Source organism: Streptomyces sp. McG3, assembly GCF_018619185.1.
Lineage (GTDB): Bacteria > Actinomycetota > Actinomycetes > Streptomycetales > Streptomycetaceae > Streptomyces.
Genome location: NZ_JAAXYC010000161.1, coordinates 1 through 17,282, shown reverse-complemented (window position 1 = coordinate 17,282; position 17,282 = coordinate 1). Strand labels below are relative to the sequence as shown.

At 69.7% G+C, this 17,282-nt stretch carries 14 protein-coding genes and 1 pseudogene; 10 read left to right on the top strand and 5 right to left on the bottom strand.

What is annotated here, in order from left to right:
- Positions 1 to 119 precede the first annotated feature (119 nt).
- The 3 genes from HET64_RS23900 to HET64_RS23890 form a co-directional block, all read right to left on the bottom strand.
- Complete coding sequence (locus HET64_RS23900; RefSeq protein ID WP_215108770.1) at positions 120 to 1,085, bottom strand: DUF4429 domain-containing protein; 966 nt, start codon at positions 1,083 to 1,085, stop codon at positions 120 to 122.
- 86 nt (positions 1,086 to 1,171) lie between these two features.
- On the bottom strand, positions 1,172 to 2,380 hold the full coding sequence (locus HET64_RS23895; RefSeq protein ID WP_215108768.1) for an alpha/beta hydrolase: 1,209 nt from the start codon (positions 2,378 to 2,380) through the stop codon (positions 1,172 to 1,174).
- A gap of 173 nt (positions 2,381 to 2,553) precedes the next feature.
- On the bottom strand, positions 2,554 to 3,207 hold the full coding sequence (locus HET64_RS23890) for a TetR family transcriptional regulator (protein ID WP_215108766.1): 654 nt from the start codon (positions 3,205 to 3,207) through the stop codon (positions 2,554 to 2,556).
- Positions 3,208 to 3,334: 127 nt separating this feature from the next.
- Between HET64_RS23890 and HET64_RS23885 the strand changes: the two are divergent.
- Both HET64_RS23885 and HET64_RS23880 read left to right on the top strand, forming a co-directional pair.
- A pseudogene (locus tag HET64_RS23885) lies at positions 3,335 to 4,976 on the top strand (MFS transporter); the annotation flags it as partial.
- A gap of 154 nt (positions 4,977 to 5,130) precedes the next feature.
- Complete coding sequence (locus tag HET64_RS23880) at positions 5,131 to 5,523, top strand: peptidase inhibitor family I36 protein (protein ID WP_215108762.1); 393 nt, start codon at positions 5,131 to 5,133, stop codon at positions 5,521 to 5,523.
- Positions 5,524 to 5,589: 66 nt separating this feature from the next.
- Here the strand turns inward: HET64_RS23880 and aceE are convergent, their stop codons facing one another.
- On the bottom strand, positions 5,590 to 8,322 hold the full coding sequence (gene aceE / locus HET64_RS23875; RefSeq protein WP_215108760.1) for a pyruvate dehydrogenase (acetyl-transferring), homodimeric type: 2,733 nt from the start codon (positions 8,320 to 8,322) through the stop codon (positions 5,590 to 5,592).
- A 496-nt stretch (positions 8,323 to 8,818) separates the two neighbouring features.
- Here aceE and HET64_RS23870 point away from each other — a divergent pair, with 496 nt between their 5' ends.
- From HET64_RS23870 to HET64_RS23845, 6 genes are all read left to right on the top strand, one after another.
- Entirely contained in the window at positions 8,819 to 9,256 is a 438-nt protein-coding gene (locus HET64_RS23870; protein WP_003969400.1) for a DUF3052 domain-containing protein, read from the top strand.
- 170 nt (positions 9,257 to 9,426) lie between these two features.
- Positions 9,427 to 9,885, top strand: a complete 459-nt coding sequence (locus HET64_RS23865; RefSeq protein ID WP_003969401.1) for a peroxiredoxin — start codon at positions 9,427 to 9,429, stop codon at positions 9,883 to 9,885.
- Positions 9,886 to 10,023: 138 nt separating this feature from the next.
- A complete protein-coding gene (locus tag HET64_RS23860) occupies positions 10,024 to 10,599 on the top strand; it encodes a TerD family protein (protein WP_215108758.1) in 576 nt (191 codons plus the stop codon).
- Positions 10,600 to 10,725: 126 nt separating this feature from the next.
- Positions 10,726 to 11,301, top strand: coding sequence for a TerD family protein (locus HET64_RS23855; protein WP_003969403.1), 576 nt, complete (start codon positions 10,726 to 10,728; stop codon positions 11,299 to 11,301).
- A gap of 132 nt (positions 11,302 to 11,433) precedes the next feature.
- Complete coding sequence (locus HET64_RS23850; RefSeq protein WP_215108756.1) at positions 11,434 to 12,585, top strand: DUF475 domain-containing protein; 1,152 nt, start codon at positions 11,434 to 11,436, stop codon at positions 12,583 to 12,585.
- Between the two features lie 128 nt (positions 12,586 to 12,713).
- Positions 12,714 to 13,448 (top strand): Tellurium resistance, encoded by a 735-nt coding sequence (locus tag HET64_RS23845; RefSeq protein WP_215108754.1) that lies wholly within the window; start codon positions 12,714 to 12,716, stop codon positions 13,446 to 13,448.
- Positions 13,449 to 13,574: 126 nt separating this feature from the next.
- On the opposite strand, the gene HET64_RS23840 is transcribed toward HET64_RS23845, so the two are convergent.
- A complete protein-coding gene (locus tag HET64_RS23840; RefSeq protein WP_215108752.1) occupies positions 13,575 to 14,462 on the bottom strand; it encodes a TerD family protein in 888 nt (295 codons plus the stop codon).
- Positions 14,463 to 14,683: 221 nt separating this feature from the next.
- Between HET64_RS23840 and HET64_RS23835 the strand changes: the two genes are divergently transcribed.
- Positions 14,684 to 15,922 carry an HpcH/HpaI aldolase/citrate lyase family protein gene (locus HET64_RS23835; RefSeq protein WP_215108750.1) on the top strand — a complete coding sequence of 413 codons (1,239 nt, stop codon included), beginning with the start codon at positions 14,684 to 14,686 and terminating at the stop codon, positions 15,920 to 15,922.
- A 10-nt stretch (positions 15,923 to 15,932) separates the two neighbouring features.
- Positions 15,933 to 17,282: phosphoribosyltransferase family protein (locus HET64_RS23830; RefSeq protein ID WP_215108748.1), on the top strand; the 1,350-nt coding region annotated here is incomplete at its 3' end.

Here is a 17,282-nt window from a genome sequence, read left to right as displayed (position 1 = left end):
GACATGGCCCGGTCAGCCTAGGCAGGCCGGGGGCCCGGGGGCGTCATACCGGGGTCGGGACCCTCGGCGGGTTCGCCTCATACCCCGGTACGGGGGTCCCGCCCCGGCGGGGGCACGGGTCACAGCTCCGCGAGCAGCTGGGCCTTCTTCGCGCTGTACTCGGCGTCCGTGACCAGTCCGGCCTGATGCAGCTCGCCGAGGTGGTGTATCCGCTCGGCGATGTCCGCCGGATCGCGCCGCCCGGCGTTCACCAGGACCGGGGCGGAGGCGGCGGGCGCGGGCTGGGTCCGGCGTACGGATTCCAGGACGGCGGCGGCGAAGGGCAGCGACTCGTGCACCGGCCCGTAGCCCAGGCCGAACAGCACGGCCGCCGGATCCTGGTCCGCCGTGGCGGCCGGAGGCCCGGCGGGCACGCCCGCGGGCGCCCCGCCGTCCGCGTCCCCGCAACCGCCGGGACCGTGCAGATCGCCCAGGCTGCCGCCGGTGCGGTGGTCGACCGGGGCCGCGGCGCGGGGCACCAGACGCAGATAGCCGTCCAGCGCCTCGGGCGAGCGCCACACGATTCCGGCCAGTTCGCTCGCCCGGAAGCTCTGGTCGCCGGCCTTCCACTTGGCGCTGGAGGCCCCGGTCCAGGACCACCGGAAGGAGATCCGCTCGCCGTCGAAGCTGGCCCGGCCGTCGTACGCCTTGAAGTTCATCGGGGCCTCGGGGGCCGCCACCAGGAACCGGTCGGCGCTCTCGCCGGCCCCGGGGTCCAGCAGGGCCCGCAGCTCGTCCGCGTAGTACTCGGCGAGCACCTCCCGCTCCGCCGGAAGCACCAGGCGATAGGGGTCGCACCCCTCCTTGAGCTGCCCGGAGGCAGCCTCCACCAGAGGATCGGCACCCGCTCTCGGCACGGCACGCAGAACCACCGTGCCCCGCTTGCCGGGGGTCAGCGTCACCGACGACAAGGCCGCATACGGGATGCGGCGTTCCCGCAGGCTCTGGAAGAGCTTCGGTGTGCGGATGCCCCGTTCGAAGCGGATGAGCACGGAGTCGGTGTCGAACTCCCAGGTGGCATGAATTCCGGCCAGCACATCACCCATGTGCCTCATCGTATGCGGCACAGTCGCCCGCGTCCCCCCTCGGAGCAAGTCCCAATTAATCCGCCCGACACCGACCTCTACGCGCGTCAGCCGTCCGGCTCACCGGAAATACCGCTGTGGCAGGCGCTTCCGGCGCTCGCACAGCTGACCGATCCGTAGGCTCCGACGCCGATCGCGGCGAAGTTGTCCAGGCTCTCGGTGCCCGGTTCGAAGTAGCCGCTGTGCCCGGCGGCGCCGGCCGCCGAGACGATCCGCGCGCCGAAGGCCGGGTCGACCGGGTCGGCCCCGTGACCGATCCCGCCGAACTCCAGATGGGGTACGTCCCCGATCCAGTCGTCCCCGTCCCGCGTCGCCCAGATCCGGGCGCCGGTCTCCAACTGCCCGGCGCTGGCGGCCCGCATCCCGGGGCTGCCCGCGACCGCGATGTCGGCCACCCGGTCGTGGGCCCGGTGCGCGGCCACCCCGCACACCACGGAGCCGTAGCTGTGGCAGAACAGCGAGACCTTCGAGGTGCCGGGCAGTGCGCCCACCATCGCGTTCAGCCGGATCGCGCCGTTCGCCGCGAGCCCGCCCAGCGCCGCGTCCATGCCGAGGCCGGCCGGGGCGGTGTAGTCGGCCCACGCGATGACGGCCGTGCGGGTGCCCGGGGAGGCCGAGCGCTCCGCCTCGTACAGGGACCTGGCCATGCCGACGGGGGCCCGGTACGCGCGGGTGCCGCGCTCCAGGGTCAGCAGATGGGTGTCGACGCCCGGAACGACGACGGAGACCCGGGCGGCCCGGTCGAGATTCCCGAACACCTCGGCCGCACGGCCCTTCCCGGAAGGATCGAAGGCCAGGATCTGGCGTCGGCCCGTGAGCATCGACCGGAACCGGTCGAGCCGGGCCTCCGCCTCACCGCGTCCGTCCGGCGAGAGCTTCTCGTCGTGCGCCCGCGTCCTCTCCACGGCCACGGCCTGTCTGAGGGCCACCCGGTTGGCGTGGTAGCGCAGGGTGACCGGAGCGCCGTTCAGATTGCCCACCACCGACGGGTACTTGCCCGCGAGGGCGATCTGCTGTCCCGAGGTGAGGGTGGCGAAGAAGTGGGCCAGCCGGTAGGCGGGGCCGTCGGCGTCCGGCAGCGAGCGGCCCGCTATCCGGTCCTTCGCCCAGGAGGCGAGCGCGAGCTCGCGTGGCCCGTCGGAGTGCTGATCGCGGACGGCGCTCCAGCCCGTCGTCGCCAGCATCACGAACACCACCGCCACGGCGAGCAGCGCGCGCCATGCGGTCAACGTGGGTGAGGTGTCGAAGGAAGTCACTGCGCCACACCCTAGGAGACGCGCGCCGACCACCGTGATTCGGGTGAGGTAGATCACCCGTCCGCGAAGGATTCATCACGGATTTCTCACACAGGGTCACCATCGTCCCGTGGCCGCGCTCCTTCTGACGTCCGTTCCGGGCCGCGCCTCCCGGCGCCCGTCCCGAGTCGGTGCTACGCCCGACGCCAGTCGCGGGCGAGGGCCGGGGCGAGCTGGTCGAGGTACTCCTCGGTCAGGTCGCGCAGCGCCTCCACGCTCGGGTCGAGCCCACGGCCCCACAGCTGACCGGTCACCCGCATCACCCCGGAGAACGCGGCGACGGCCACCCGCGGCCGGGGGTCCCGTTCCACGTCGAGCCCCTCGCGCTCCGCGATCAGCAGGGCGATCTGGTTCTCCAGGGCGACCCCGCGCCGCATATGGGCGGCGAGCAGGGAGGGGGTCGACTCGATCATCTGGTAGGTCCGCATATGGAGATCGACGCTGACGACCTCCTCGATCGCCTCGCCGATGCTGTTCCACGCGCACAGCACCGCCCGGCGCATGGCCTCGAAGGGCGCTTCGTCCGCGGGGCGGCGGCGCAGCTCCTCGATGAAGCGGGACTCGACCATCTCCTGCACGGCGAAGGTGGCGTCCTCCTTGCTCGCGAAGTAGCGGAAGAAGGTGCGCTGGGAGACCTCCACGGCGTCGACGATCTCGTCGACGGTGGTGCGTTCGTATCCCTGGGTGGTGAACAGTTCGAGGGAGGCACGCACCAGCGCGTCCCGGGTGCGCTGTTTCTTGCGTTCACGCAGTCCGGCTCGGGGCTCTCCTGTCTGCCCGTCGGTCACGTACTGGTTCCTCTTTTCCCGTGTTTGTCCAGCTCAGCATACCTGTGAGCTACGTGTGAGCTACGTGACAGTTACTGACTTGTGAATTGGTTTGTCAACTGTCAGTAGCTGTCACTAGTCTCGCCGTATGACTAGTCAGACCACCGTCGAGAAGGCGCCGCGGGAGCCGGAAGACAACGCAGTACCCGCCCCGGTCAAGGGGCTCCGCGGCCACCCCTGGCTGACCCTCTTCGCCGTCGCCCTCGGCGTGATGATGGTCGCCCTCGACGGCACCATCGTCGCCATCGCGAACCCCGCGATCCAAAAGGATCTCGGCGCCTCGCTTGCCGACGTCCAGTGGATCACCAACGGCTATCTCCTGGCGCTCGCCGTCGCCCTGATCACCGCGGGCAAGCTGGGCGACCGCTTCGGCCATCGTCAGACCTTCCTGATCGGTATCGTGGGATTCGCGGTCTCCTCCGCCGCGATCGGTTTCTCCAAAGAGATCGTCCTGGTCGTTCTCTTCCGTGTGCTCCAGGGCCTCTTCGGCGCCCTGCTGATGCCGGCCGCACTGGGCCTGCTGCGCGCCACCTTCCCCGCCGAGAAGCTGAACATGGCGATCGGCATCTGGGGCATGGTCATCGGCGCGTCCACCGCGGGCGGCCCGATCGTCGGCGGTCTGCTCGTCGAGCACGTCAGCTGGCAGTCGGTCTTCTTCATCAACGTGCCGGTCGGCGTCGTCGCGCTCATCTTCGGCCTGGTGATCCTCAAGGACCACCGTGCCGCCAACGCGCCGCGCTCCTTCGACGTCCTCGGCATCGTGCTGCTCTCGGGCGCGATGTTCTCCCTCATCTGGGGCATCATCAAGGCCGGTGAGTCCTGGGGCTGGGGCGACGGCCGCACCTGGGCGTGGCTCGGCCTCGCGATCCTGCTCTTCGTCGCCTTCGGTCTCTGGCAGACGAAGGTCAAGGAACCACTCGTTCCGCTGGGGATGTTCCGTTCCGTCCCGTTGACGGCCGGTGTCGTCCTCATGATGCTGATGGCCTTCGCCTTCATGGGCGGCCTCTTCTTCGTGACGTTCTTCCTCCAGGGCGTCCACGGCCTCAGCCCGGTCGACAGCGGTCTGCACCTGCTGCCGCTGACCGCCATGATGATCGTCTCCTCGCCGGTCGCCGGCCTGCTGATCACCAAGTTCGGCCCCCGTGTCCCGCTGGTCGGCGGCATGGTCTGCACGGCCACCGCGATGTTCGGTATGACCACGCTCAGCGACTCCACCGGCACCTTCGCGATGTCCCTCTGGTTCGCCCTGCTCGGCTGCGGGCTCGCCCCGGTCATGGTCGGCGCGACCGAGGTCATCGTCGGCAACGCGCCCATGGAGCTCTCCGGCGTGGCCGGCGGTCTCCAGCAGGCCGCCATGCAGGTCGGCGGCGCGCTCGGCACCGCCGTCCTCGGAGCGGTCATGTCCTCCAAGGTCAGCTCCGAGTTCGCGGACAACTGGGCGGGCGCGGGCCTGCCCGGCGTACCCGACCCGAAGCTGGAGGAGGCCGCCGAGTTCGGCATAGTGCCCGCCGAGGAGCTCGCCAAGGCTCCCGGCATGACGCCGGACGTCATCGACAGCATCGGCGGGGTCATCCACGACACGTTCATGTCCGGCATGGGCCTGGCCTTCACCGTCGCGGGCATCGTCGCCGTGGTCGCCGCCTTCGTCGCCACCCTCACCAAGCGCGGCGAGAACGCCGAGGCGGGCGCCGGAGTCGGCCACATCTGACGCACGAAGCGGCGCAGGCCGTCAACACAGCGCAGGCCGGAGCCCCGCCGAATCCTTTCGGCGGGGCTCTCGCCTATCAGGGTGGCGCCCCCCGGCCGCCCTTCCGCACACCACCCCCGGTGACACAGAGTGAGCGGCGGAAGCGAACACCGACCAACCACGGGGGTTGATCCATCATGCGTACGACCGTCCTCGCGGCGGCCGCCCTGGCCGTCACCGCACTCGTTCCCCAGGCCCTGGCCCACGACCGGGCGGCGGCGGCCCCCGAGCGGTCCCCGGGCGTCGCACTCGGGACCTGTGAGGCGGGCAGGCTCTGCCTCTGGAAGAAGGCCGACTTCACCGGGGCCCGCCACACCTTCGAGCTCTCCGGCGTGGACATCGAGAGCTGCGTCCCGCTGCCGAAGGGCGGCGACGCCCAGTCCCTCGCCAACCGCACCGGGCGGCCCGTCACCACGTACCAGTCCGCCGAGTGCGCGGAGACGGGGGAGTTCGAGACGTACCCCGGCGGCGGCACCTGGACGCCCCGGTCCCCGTACCAGGTACGGGCCTTCAAGATCTGGGAGAACTGAGCCCGGACACGCACGCGGGAGGGGCGGCGACGCTCCTGCGCCACCGCCCCTCCCGGCCGTCCCTGCTTACGCGTCGCCGCCCGCCGCGCCCGGATCGGCCGCGGCCACGTCCAGGAGCTCGTAGCGGTCCACCGCCGTCTTCAGGGCCGACCGGTCGACCTTGCCCTCCTTGGCCAGCTCGGTGAGGACCGCCAGCACGATCGACTGCACGTCGATGTGGAAGAACCGGCGGGCCGCACCCCGGGTGTCCGCGAAGCCGAAGCCGTCCGCGCCCAGCGACTGGTAGGCGCCCGGCACCCAGCGCGCGATCTGGTCCGGAACCGAACGCATCCAGTCCGAGACCGCCACGAACGGGCCCTGGGCCGTTTCGAGCTTCCTGGTCACGTACGGGACGCGCTGCTCCTCCTCCGGGTGCAGGAGGTTGTAGCGCTCGACGTCCACCGCCTCGCGGCGCAGCTCGTTCCAGGAGGTCGCCGACCAGACGTCCGCCTTGACGTTCCACTCGTCCGCGAGGATCTTCTGGGCCTCCAGGGCCCAGGGGACCGCCACTCCGGACGCCATGATCTGGGCCGGGATCTCGCCCTTCCCGCCGGTGCTGAAGCGGTGGATGCCCTTGAGGATGCCCTCGACGTCCACGTCCTCCGGCTCGGCCGGGTGCTGGATCGGCTCGTTGTAGACGGTGAGGTAGTAGAAGACGTCCTCGTTCGCCTCGCCGTACATCCGGCGCAGCCCGTCCTTCATGATGTGCGCGATCTCGAACCCGTACGCCGGGTCGTACGCGACACAGCCCGGGTTGGTCGAGGCGAGCAGCTGCGAGTGGCCGTCCGCGTGCTGGAGGCCCTCACCGGTCAGCGTGGTGCGGCCGGCGGTCGCACCGAGCACGAAGCCGCGCGCGAGCTGGTCGGCCATCTGCCAGAACTGGTCGCCGGTGCGCTGGAACCCGAACATCGAGTAGAAGACGTACACCGGGATCAGCGGCTCGCCGTGCGTGGCGTACGCCGAACCGGCCGCGATCAGCGAGGCCGTGCAGCCCGCCTCGGAGATGCCGTCGTGCAGCATCTGGCCCGTCGGGGACTCCTTGTACGCGAGCAGCAGATCGCGGTCGACCGCCTCGTACTGCTGGCCGAGCGGGTTGTAGATCTTCGCACTCGGGAAGAACGCGTCCATGCCGAAGGTGCGGTACTCATCGGGGGCGATCAGCACGAAACGCTTGCCGATCTCCTTGTCCCGCATGAGGTCCTTCAGGACGCGGACGAACGCCATGGTGGTGGCGATCGACTGTGTACCCGATCCCTTCTTCGCAGCCGCGTACGTCTTGTCCTCGGGCAGCGGAAGCGGCTTCGCACGCACCACACGCGTCGGGACGTAACCGCCCAGACCCTGGCGGCGGTCGTGCATGTACTGGATCTCCTCCGAGTCGCGACCCGGGTGGTAGTAGGGCGGGTAGCCCTCGTCCAGCCGCTTGTCCGTGATCGGGATGTGCAGCCGGTCCCGGAAGCGCTTGAGGTCCTCGACCGTGAGCTTCTTCATCTGGTGGGTCGCGTTGCGGCCCTCGAAGTTCGGCCCCAGCGTCCAGCCCTTGACCGTCTGCGCCAGGATGACCGTCGGCTGGCCCTTGTGCGCCTTGGCCGCCGCGTAGGCCGCGTAGACCTTGCGGTGGTCGTGGCCGCCGCGGCCCAGGTGCAGGATCTGCTGGTCGGTCATGTCCTTGACCATGTCCCGCAGCCGCGGGTCGTCGCCGAAGAAGTGGTCGCGGATGTACTCACCGGTCTCGGTGGCGTACGTCTGGAACTGGCCGTCCGGCGTGGTGTTCAGCCTGTTGACCAGGATGCCCGTGCGGTCCTGCGCCAGCAGCGGGTCCCAGGAACGGTCCCAGACCAGCTTGATGACGTTCCAGCCGGCACCCCGGAACTGCGACTCCAGCTCCTGGATGATCTTCCCGTTGCCGCGCACCGGGCCGTCGAGCCGCTGGAGGTTGCAGTTGACCACGAAGGTCAGGTTGTCCAGGCCCTCACGGGCCGCGATGGACAGCTGGCCCAGGGACTCCGGCTCGTCCATCTCGCCGTCGCCCAGATAGGCCCACACGTGCGACTTGGAGGTGTCGGCGATGCCGCGCGCCTCCATGTAACGGTTCATCCGCGCCTGGTAGATCGCGCCGAGCGGACCGAGGCCCATCGAGACGGTCGGGAACTCCCAGAAGTCGGGCATCAGCCGCGGGTGCGGATAGCTGGACAGCCCGTTCGGGGCCTTCGACTTCTCCTGGCGGAACGCGTCGAGCTGCGCCTCGCTCAACCGGTCCAGCAGGAACGCGCGGGCGTAGATCCCCGGGGACGCGTGTCCCTGGAAGAAGATCTGGTCACCGCCGTCGCCCTGGTCCTTGCCCCGGAAGAAGTGGTTGAAGCCCACGTCGTACAGCGAGGCGGAGGAAGCGAACGTGGCGATGTGGCCGCCGACGCCGATCCCGGGACGCTGGGCCCGCGAGACCATCACCGCGGCGTTCCAGCGCGTCGCGTTGAGGACCTTGCGTTCGATCTCCTCGTCGCCGGGGAAGAACGGCTCGTCCTTCGTGGCGATCGTGTTCACGTAGTCCGTGCTGCGCATCTCCGGCACCGCGACGCGCTTCTCCCGCGCGCGCTCGATGAGCCGGAGCATCAGATAGCGGGCCCGCTCTCGGCCGCGCTCGTCGACGGCGGCGTCGAGGGAGTCGAGCCATTCCCGGGTCTCCTCGGGATCAAAATCCGGGACCTGGCTCGGAAGGCCGCCAATGATGATCGGGTTGCGATCGGATCCGGAAGCCACACTGTTCCTTCGCTGTTCGGTGGTGCGCTACGGGGCCTGCTCAGGGGAGCACGCCCCCGGGGACAACTCTGGATACGCCGCCTCCATCGTGCTACCGCGAGGGCCCGAACGTCATCTCTACCGTGGGGTAACCCCACGGTGCCGAAACGCGTCCACGGGGCACGCGTGTGGGCAGTACGTGGCGGGGTACGGGCAAACCGCAACCTTACGCCCAAGGCGTCCAAGTGTTCCCAAAGGCTGTTCGAATCCGATTGGCGGATCGAAACCGCATAAGCTGAGGAAGGACGTAAACGGATGGAGTGACCCGGGAAGACCCCGGGAAGCCGCCGGAGAGACATGCCGGAACTTGCGGCGACGTGGCAGGGAACGTCACCGTATAGGCGGTCTCGCACGCTGGGTACTTGCGCGATTCGCCGAGCCCGTGTGGACTACGGCCAACGCCCCGCGCACGCGCGTGGCTGCAGCATTTTCCGAAGACATGATCAGGAGGCAACCCGTGAGCGCGACCGCGGACCACGCGGAGGAGCGAACCAACCCGGCAGCACGCCTGGGGTTCGAGCCCGGACAAGTGGTCCAGGAGATCGGCTACGACGACGACGTCGAGCTGGAGCTCCGTGAGGGCATTGAGGCCACTACCGGCCAGGAACTCGTCGACGAGGAGTACGACGACGTCGCAGACGTCGTCCTGCTCTGGTTCCGCGACGAGGACGGCGACCTTACGGACGCGCTGGTGGATGCCATTGGTCTGATCGAGGACGGCGGTACGGTCTGGCTGATGACGCCGAAGACCGGCCGTGACGGATACGTCGAACCGAGCGACATCAATGAGGCTGCCCAGACAGCCGGTCTCGCCCAGACCAAGAGCATCAGCGCGGGCAAGGACTGGACGGGCAGCCGTCTGGTCACCCCCAAGGGGGCCAAGGCCAAGCGCTGAACCACGTTTCGCACCACCCCGGGGCCCCCACGGGCGCACACCGCGCCCATGGGGGCCTTCGTACGTCCACGGCCCCTCCGGGACCGGCCCGGGGCCCCTGCGTAGGGTGGGTGTCACCCGGACGGACCCGGCCCGGGATGCGGAGAAGCGGCGAAGGGATACGTGTTTCCATGACGATCGAGGTCGGCAGTCAGGCCCCGGACTTCCAGCTCAAGGACAACCACGGCCGGACCGTGCGGCTGTCGGAGTTCCGCGGTGAGAAGAACGTGGTGCTGGTGTTCTACCCGTTCGCCTTCACCGGCGTCTGCACCGGCGAGCTGTGCGCGCTCCGCGACGAGCTGCCCCGCTTCGAGAACGAGGGCACCCAGCTCCTCGCCGTCTCCAACGACTCCATCCACACCCTGCGCGTCTTCGCCGAGCAGGAGGGCCTGGAGTACCCGCTGCTGTCGGACTTCTGGCCGCACGGGGAGACCTCGCGGGCGTACGGCGTCTTCGACGAGGACAAGGGCTGCGCGGTGCGCGGCACCTTCGTCATCGACAAGGCGGGCGTCGTCCGCTGGAGCGTCGTGAACGGCCTCCCGGACGCCCGTGACCTGAACGACTACGTCAAGGCGCTCGAAGCGCTCTGAGACGATCTCCTGGCGACGCCCGGTCAAAAGCCTGTTTTGGCCGGGAACCGGTCACTAGGATCCACTCGTTGATCCGATGCCAATGAACGACGGGGACGCCGGCGGCTGCCGGCCCCTGAGAAAACTACTGGAGGACTCGTGGGAGTCAGCCTCAGCAAGGGCGGCAACGTCTCGCTGACCAAGGCCGCGCCCAACCTGACCGCGGTCATCGTCGGTCTGGGCTGGGACGCCCGCACCACCACCGGTGGTGACTTCGACCTCGACGCCAGCGCGCTGCTGGCGAACGCCGAGGGCAAGGTCGCCGCCGACGGCAATTTCGTCTTCTTCAACAACCTGAAGAGCCCCGACGGCTCCGTCGAGCACACCGGTGACAACACCACCGGTGAGGGCGAGGGCGACGACGAGGTCATCAAGGTGAACCTGGCCGCCGTGCCGGCCGACGTCGACAAGATCGTCTTCCCGGTCTCGATCTACGAGGCCGAGAGCCGCCAGCAGAGCTTCGGCCAGGTCCGCAACGCGTACATCCGCGTGGTCAACCAGGCCGACAACACCGAGCTCGCCCGCTACGACCTGAGCGAGGACGCCTCGACGGAGACCGCGATGGTCTTCGGCGAGCTCTACCGCAACGGCGCCGAGTGGAAGTTCCGCGCCATCGGCCAGGGGTACGCCTCCGGTCTGCGCGGCATCGCCCAGGACTTCGGCGTCAACGTCTGACGTCACTGGGCCCCGGGGGGTGGCCGGCCCGATGCGCCGGACACTCCCTGACCGGGCGCTTTCGACGCCCGGCCTCGGGCGTCGAAAGCGCCCGGCAGCGTTTTACACGACTCGGGGAGGACACACATGGGCGTCACGCTCGCCAAGGGAGGCAATGTCTCCCTCTCCAAGGTCGCACCCAACCTCACCCAGGTGCTGGTCGGGCTCGGCTGGGACGCACGCTCCACCACAGGAGCCGCTTTCGACCTCGACGCCAGCGCACTGCTGTGCCAGTCGGGCCGCGTGCTCGGCGACGAGTGGTTCATCTTCTACAACAACCTCACGAGCCCCGACGGCTCCGTCGAGCACACCGGTGACAACCTCACCGGCGAGGGCGACGGCGACGACGAGTCCGTCATCGTCCGGCTCGACCAGGTTCCCGCCCACTGCGACAAGATCGTCTTCCCGGTCTCGATCCATGACGCGGACAACCGGGGCCAGGCGTTCGGCCAGGTCAGCAACGCGTTCATCCGGGTGGTCAACCAGGCCGACGGCCAGGAACTGGCCCGCTACGACCTGAGCGAGGACGCCTCCACCGAGACCGCGATGATCTTCGGCGAGCTCTACCGGTACAACGGCGAGTGGAAATTCCGTGCCGTCGGCCAGGGGTACGCGTCCGGCCTGCGCGGCATCGCTCTAGACTTCGGCGTCAACGTTTCATAGCGCCGCTCGGGCCTTTCGTTTGGATCATGTCGGACCCCGCGGGGTCCGACATGATCCAAACGAAAGGCCCCAGGCGCCGGGGGAGCCCCGACATACCGGGGGAGACCCTTTACCAACACGATGAGGTAGCCAGTGGTTCTGAAAACCTTCGGCTGGTCGTTCGCGGTCACCGCGCTCGGCCTGGTCGCAGCGATTTTCTACGGGGGGTGGCAGGCATTCGGCATCGTCGCGATCCTGTCCGTCCTGGAGATTTCGCTGTCCTTCGACAACGCGGTGATCAACGCCGGAATCCTGAAGAAGATGAATGCCTTCTGGCAGAAGATCTTCCTCACCGTCGGCATCCTCATCGCCGTCTTCGGAATGCGGCTGGTGTTCCCCGTCGTGATCGTGGCCGTGAGCGCCCAGCTCGGGCCGATCGAGGCCATCGACCTGTCCTTCAACGACCCTGACAGGTACAAGGAACTGGTCACGGACGCCCATCCGTCGATCGCCGCCTTCGGTGGCATGTTCCTGTTGATGATCTTCCTCGACTTCATCTTCGACGAGGACCGTGACATCCACTGGCTGCGCTGGATCGAGCGCCCGCTCGCCAAGCTCGGCAAGGTCGACATGCTGTCGGTCTGCGTCGCGCTGATCATCCTGCTCATCACCGCCACGACCTTCGCGACCCAGGCCCACCAGCACGGTGGCGGACACGCCGACAAGGCGGCCACGGTCATGCTCTCCGGCATCGCCGGTCTGATCACCTACCTCGTCGTCGGCGGGCTCTCCGGATTCTTCGAGGGCAAGCTGGAAGAGGAGGAGGAGCGCGAGCACGAGGCCGAGGAAGAGGCCAAGAAGAAGGGCAAGCCCGTCACCGGGGTCGCCCTCGCAGGGAAGGCCGCGTTCTTCCTCTTCCTCTACCTGGAAGTCCTGGACGCCTCGTTCTCCTTCGACGGCGTCATCGGCGCCTTCGCCATCACCAACGAGATCGTGCTGATGGCCCTCGGCCTCGGCATCGGCGCCATGTACGTCCGTTCGCTCACCGTCTACCTGGTGCGCGAGGGCACGCTCGACGACTACGTCTACCTGGAGCACGGCGCGCACTACGCGATCGGCGCGCTCTCGATCATCCTGCTGATCACCATCCAGTACCAGATCAACGAGTTCATCACCGGCTCGGTCGGCGTGATCCTGATCGCCCTCTCCTTCTGGTCCTCGGTCAGGCGCAACCGCGCCCTCGCCGCGGAATCCGGTGGGGGCGGCGGCTCGGGAAGCAAGTCCGAGGTGTCCTCCGGGGTGTGACCCGGTAAGGATTGAGGAACGCTCTCTGCGGGGCGGCCCACACGGCGACGGCTCTCCGGGATCTCCCGGACCCGGCCCGGTGGCCGCCCCGCAGCGATGTCCGGGCGCGCGAACAGGTGGGGGTTGGTATGGGATTCTTCGACGGCCTGTGGCCGGGGCGCGCGGCGCAGTTCGACTCGGGCAACTCGACGTCGAGCGCGATCGTGCTGACCAAACGGAACGCCACGATCTCGCTCAACAAGCAGGGGGCCCTGTCGGGCAACCTCCGGGTCAACCTGTCCTGGCGGATGCGGACCTCGGACATCGAGGGCCGGTCGCGCCAGAGCGGAATGCTGCGGCGACCCCTCCAGCTCTTCAAGCCCGAGGTCGTCCAGGCGCACACCCAGGGCGTCGTCAACGTCGACCTGGACCTCGGCTGCATGTATGAGCTGATGGACGGCACCAAGGGCGTCGTGCAGCCGCTGGGCAGCCTGATCGGCGACCTCAACGGTCCGCCCTACGTCCGGCTCAGCGGCGACGACCGGTTCGGCGCACCCTCGGGGGAGACGGTCTACGTCAACCTCGACCAGCGCGACCAGATCAAACGGCTGCTGTTCTTCGTCTACATCTACGACCGGACGCCCGCGTTCGACCGCACGCACGCCAAGATCACGCTGTACCCGGGCAACGGCCCGCGCATCGAGATCGAGCTGGACGAGCGCGCACCGCAGGCCCGCTCCTGCGCGGTGTTCACCGTGGAGAACATCAAGGACGAGCTGATCGTGCGCCGCGAGGTGAAGTTCGTGTACGGCTTCCAGTCGGAGCTGGACCGGCTGTACGGCTACGGCATGCAGTGGGGGCGCGGCTACAAGTCCCGGACCTGAGTCCGGGCAGCCGTGAGGGCCCGAGGACGAACACGGGAATCAGGACCTGCGCAGGAACCACGACGTACGCAGGAATCGCGACGTACGCAGGAAACAGGACGTACGGCGGAATCGGATCGGGGCGGCTCAGGACCGGACGAACTGCGGACCTTGTGGAGGCAGCACGAAATGGGGGTCGGGCGCGTGCGCGGCGGCTGCCGCGGGCCCCGGATAGCCGTACGCGGGCGGCTCGGCGGCAGGCTGCGGATAGCCGTACGCCGGCTGGTGGGCCATGGCGGCGGCAGCGGGGTGTGTCACCGGCGGCGGATAGCCGTAGGAGGGCTGCTGGTGCTGGACCGTGGCCTGGGAGTCCGGCCCGGGCCCGGGCGGCACGGCCGGCAGCGGGGGCGCGGCGGCCGGGAGGGGCCCCGTGCCCACCGGAGCGGCCGGGTCCTGTGCCCCGTTCACCGCTGGGGCCCCGTTCACGGCCTCCGACTCGTCCACCGAGATGCCGAAGGCGGTGGCCAGGCCGATCAGGCCGGTGGGATACCCCTGGCCGACCGCGCGGAACTTCCACCCCTCGCCGCGACGGTAGAGCTCGCCGCAGATGATCGCCGTCTCTTCCCCGGTCTCCGGCCGGACATCGAACACCGCCAGCGGCTCGCCCTCGGCGAACGCGGCGTCGAAAAGGAGTATCCGCAGGTCCAGGACCTGCTCGAAGGCGGCCCCGTCGGAAGAGGCCGCGATGACCACCTGGTCCACCGACGCGTCGAGCGCCCCGAGGTCCGCCTCGACCGTGTCCGTCAGCCCTTCCGGGACACTGCGCTTCGGCAGCCGCCGGACCAGGCCGGAGGGGTGCCGGGGCTGGTTGTAGAAGACGAAGTCCTCGTCGGACCGCACCCGGCCGGACGCACCGAGGAGCAGGGCGGAGGCGTCCACGTCGGGAACCCCGGGGCCCGGGGTCCAGCGCAGCACGGCCCGGACGGCCGCGGCATCGACGGGGACGTTCGAGCCCTTCAGCATCGTGTGCGTCATGACCGTCATCCTGCCTGCTGGGGGCCCGTGCGGACAACGCGGGGGGCGGTACGACCGTGCCCGGCGGCGGCGCGGGCAGGGCGCGAAGATACCGCGACAGGGGGCCGGACAAGGGGCGGGTAACCGGAAATTCATGTACATGGGGAACTGTTGACACCCGTCCGTACGTACTATTACCGGCCATGCGTTGTTCGGCCGGTCAGGCAGTTCGGGGGAAAATCATGCGTCACTTCGGGCACATATCGCCCACTGCCCGCGAGGGTTTGTTCTTCAGGGAGCCCTGCACGTTCACCGCGGACTCCCCGGCACGGATGCTCTCCGTCGCCCTGGGAGCCACGCTCTACTCCCCGGCGACCCGGCCGTCGCTCGCCGACGACGTGCTCAAGCAGGCCGCGCGCGGCGTCGTCTCCATGGTGCTGTGCCTGGAGGACTCCATCGACGATGCCGAGGTCACCGGCGCCGAAGCCAATCTGATCAGGCAGTTTGCCGAGCTGGCCGCCCGCGACGCGGCAGCGGGGAACCACGACACGGCTTCGGGGGCCGCCCCGAGGGATCCGCGTGAGGCCACGGCCGCGGTGGCCGCCGACGTACCGCTGCTCTTCATCCGCGTACGGGAACCGGCTCAGATCACCGACCTGGTGCGGCGCCTCGGCGAATCGGCCCGGATGTTGTCCGGTTTCGTACTTCCCAAATTCACCGAAGAGCGTGGCAGGCAGTTCCTGGAGGCGCTCGCCGAGGCCGAGTCGGAGTGCGCACGACGGCTCTTCGCCATGCCGGTCCTCGAATCCCCCGAGTTGCTCCATCTGGAGACACGCGGCGAAATTCTCCAGGGCATCGCCCGCAGCGTCGAGAAGCACCGGGACCGGGTGCTCGCCCTGCGGCTCGGCGTCACCGACTTCTGCTCGGCCTACGGACTGCGCCGCGCGCCCGACATGACGGCGTACGACGTCCATATCGTCGCCTCCGTGATCGCCGACGTGGTCAACGTGCTCGGCCGGGCCGACGGCACCGGCTTCACGATCACCGGCCCGGTCTGGGAGTACTTCCGCCGCCAGGAGCGCATGTTCAAGCCCCAGCTGCGCCGCAGCCCCTTCCTGGAGGGCCGGGCCGAGGAACTGCGCACGGCACTCATCGAGCACGACCTCGACGGACTGCTCCGGGAGATCGAGCTCGACCGGGCCAACGGCCTGCTCGGCAAGACCTGTATCCACCCGTCGCACGTGGCGCCGGTCCACGCACTGTCCGTGGTCAGCCACGAGGAGTACACCGACGCCCAGGACATCCTGAGTCCGGAGCGCGGGGGCGGCGGGGTGCTGCGCTCGGCGTACACGAACAAGATGAACGAAGTGAAGCCCCACCGGGCCTGGGCCGAGCGCACGCTCCAGCGGGCCGAGGTCTTCGGGGTGGCGAAGGAAGACGTCGGCTTCGTGGACCTGCTGGCCGCCGGCCTGACGAACTGAGCGCGCGTCGATGAGCGAGCGCGCGACGAGAGAAGAGACCGTGGACGTGGTGTGGTCGGGCAACTGGGTGGCGGAGCGACTGGGCGTCGCCCTCGAAGGCGACGCGGAACTCCGGGAACTGCTGGGCCTGGCCCTGCGCCGCAACCCCAAGCGGGCGCATCTGCTGGTGTCCAACGTGCTGGGCAAGCACGTGCCCCAGCGGCCCTCCGTCGTCCACGGGGCCGGGTTCGAGCTGGGTGAACGGGTACGGGCGCTCCTCGGCGCGCAGGAGGCCCGCCGCGCGGTGGTCCTCGGGTACGCGGAGACGGCCACCGGCCTCGGCCACGCCGTCGCGGACGGCCTGCGGGACGCCCCGTACCTGCACTCCACCCGCCGTCCGGTGGCGGGCGCCCGGCAGGCGGGCGGCTTCGAGGAGGCCCACTCGCACGCCACCTCGCACCTGCTGCTGCCGGAGGACCGCGACCTGCTCGCGAGCGGCGGGAGAGGGGCCGACGCCTCCGTGCTGGTGCTCGTCGACGACGAGTTCTCCACCGGCAACACGGTGCTCAACACCATCCGCGCGCTGCACGCCCTGCACCCGCGCGAGCGGTACGTCGTCGTCGCCCTGGTCGACATGCGCTCCGCCGGCGACCGCGACCGGCTGACCGCCTTCGCCGCCGAGATCGGCGCCCGCGTCGACCTGGTGACGCGCGGCACCGGAACGGTCGCCCTGCCGGACGGCGTGCTGGAACGCGGCCAGGCACTGGTCGCGGCCCAGGAAGCCGAACAGGCGGACCGGGCAGCACGGGCCGGGCGGGCGGAGGGCCCCGCGGGGGCCGCCGAAGGCGCGGACACCGCCCCCGTCACCCGGGTCGGCCTCGGCTGGCCGGCCGGCGTGCCCGACGGAGGACGGCACGGCTTCACCCCCGCCCACCGGGTGGCGCTGGAAGCGGCGCTCCCGGGCATGGCGGACCGGATCGCGGCCGCGCTGGGCGCCCACACCGGCCCCCGCCCTCGCCGGATCCTGGTGCTCGGCTTCGAGGAGCTGATGTACGCGCCGCTGCGCCTCGGCACCGCCCTGGAAGCCGCGCTGGGAACCGACGCCGAGGTCCGCTGCTCCACCACCACCCGCTCACCCGTCCTGGCCGTCGACGACCCCGGCTACGCGATACGCACCCGCCTCGTCTTCCCGGCCCACGACAACCCGGCGGACGGCCCCGGCGACCGGTACGCGTACAACGTGGCGGGCGCCGGCTTCGACGCGGTGGTCGCCGTCGTCGACTCCACCGCCGACACCCCCGAACTGCACGCCCCCGACGGGCTGCTGGCCCGGCTCGCCGAGCACACCGGCCACGTACTCCTCGCGGTCGTCCCCTCGTAC

Excerpts from the sequence above, each read along its gene's own strand:
- HET64_RS23900 (WP_215108770.1), bottom strand. The coding sequence starts at position 1,085 with ATGGGTGATGTGCTGGCCGGAATTCATGCCACCTGGGAGTTCGACACC.
- HET64_RS23880 (WP_215108762.1), top strand. The coding sequence starts at position 5,131 with ATGCGTACGACCGTCCTCGCGGCGGCCGCCCTGGCCGTCACCGCACTC.
- HET64_RS23865 (WP_003969401.1), top strand. The coding sequence starts at position 9,427 with ATGACGATCGAGGTCGGCAGTCAGGCCCCGGACTTCCAGCTCAAGGAC.
- HET64_RS23855 (WP_003969403.1), top strand. The coding sequence starts at position 10,726 with ATGGGCGTCACGCTCGCCAAGGGAGGCAATGTCTCCCTCTCCAAGGTC.
- HET64_RS23845 (WP_215108754.1), top strand. The coding sequence starts at position 12,714 with ATGGGATTCTTCGACGGCCTGTGGCCGGGGCGCGCGGCGCAGTTCGAC.
- HET64_RS23840 (WP_215108752.1), bottom strand. The coding sequence starts at position 14,462 with ATGACGCACACGATGCTGAAGGGCTCGAACGTCCCCGTCGATGCCGCG.
- HET64_RS23835 (WP_215108750.1), top strand. The coding sequence starts at position 14,684 with ATGCGTCACTTCGGGCACATATCGCCCACTGCCCGCGAGGGTTTGTTC.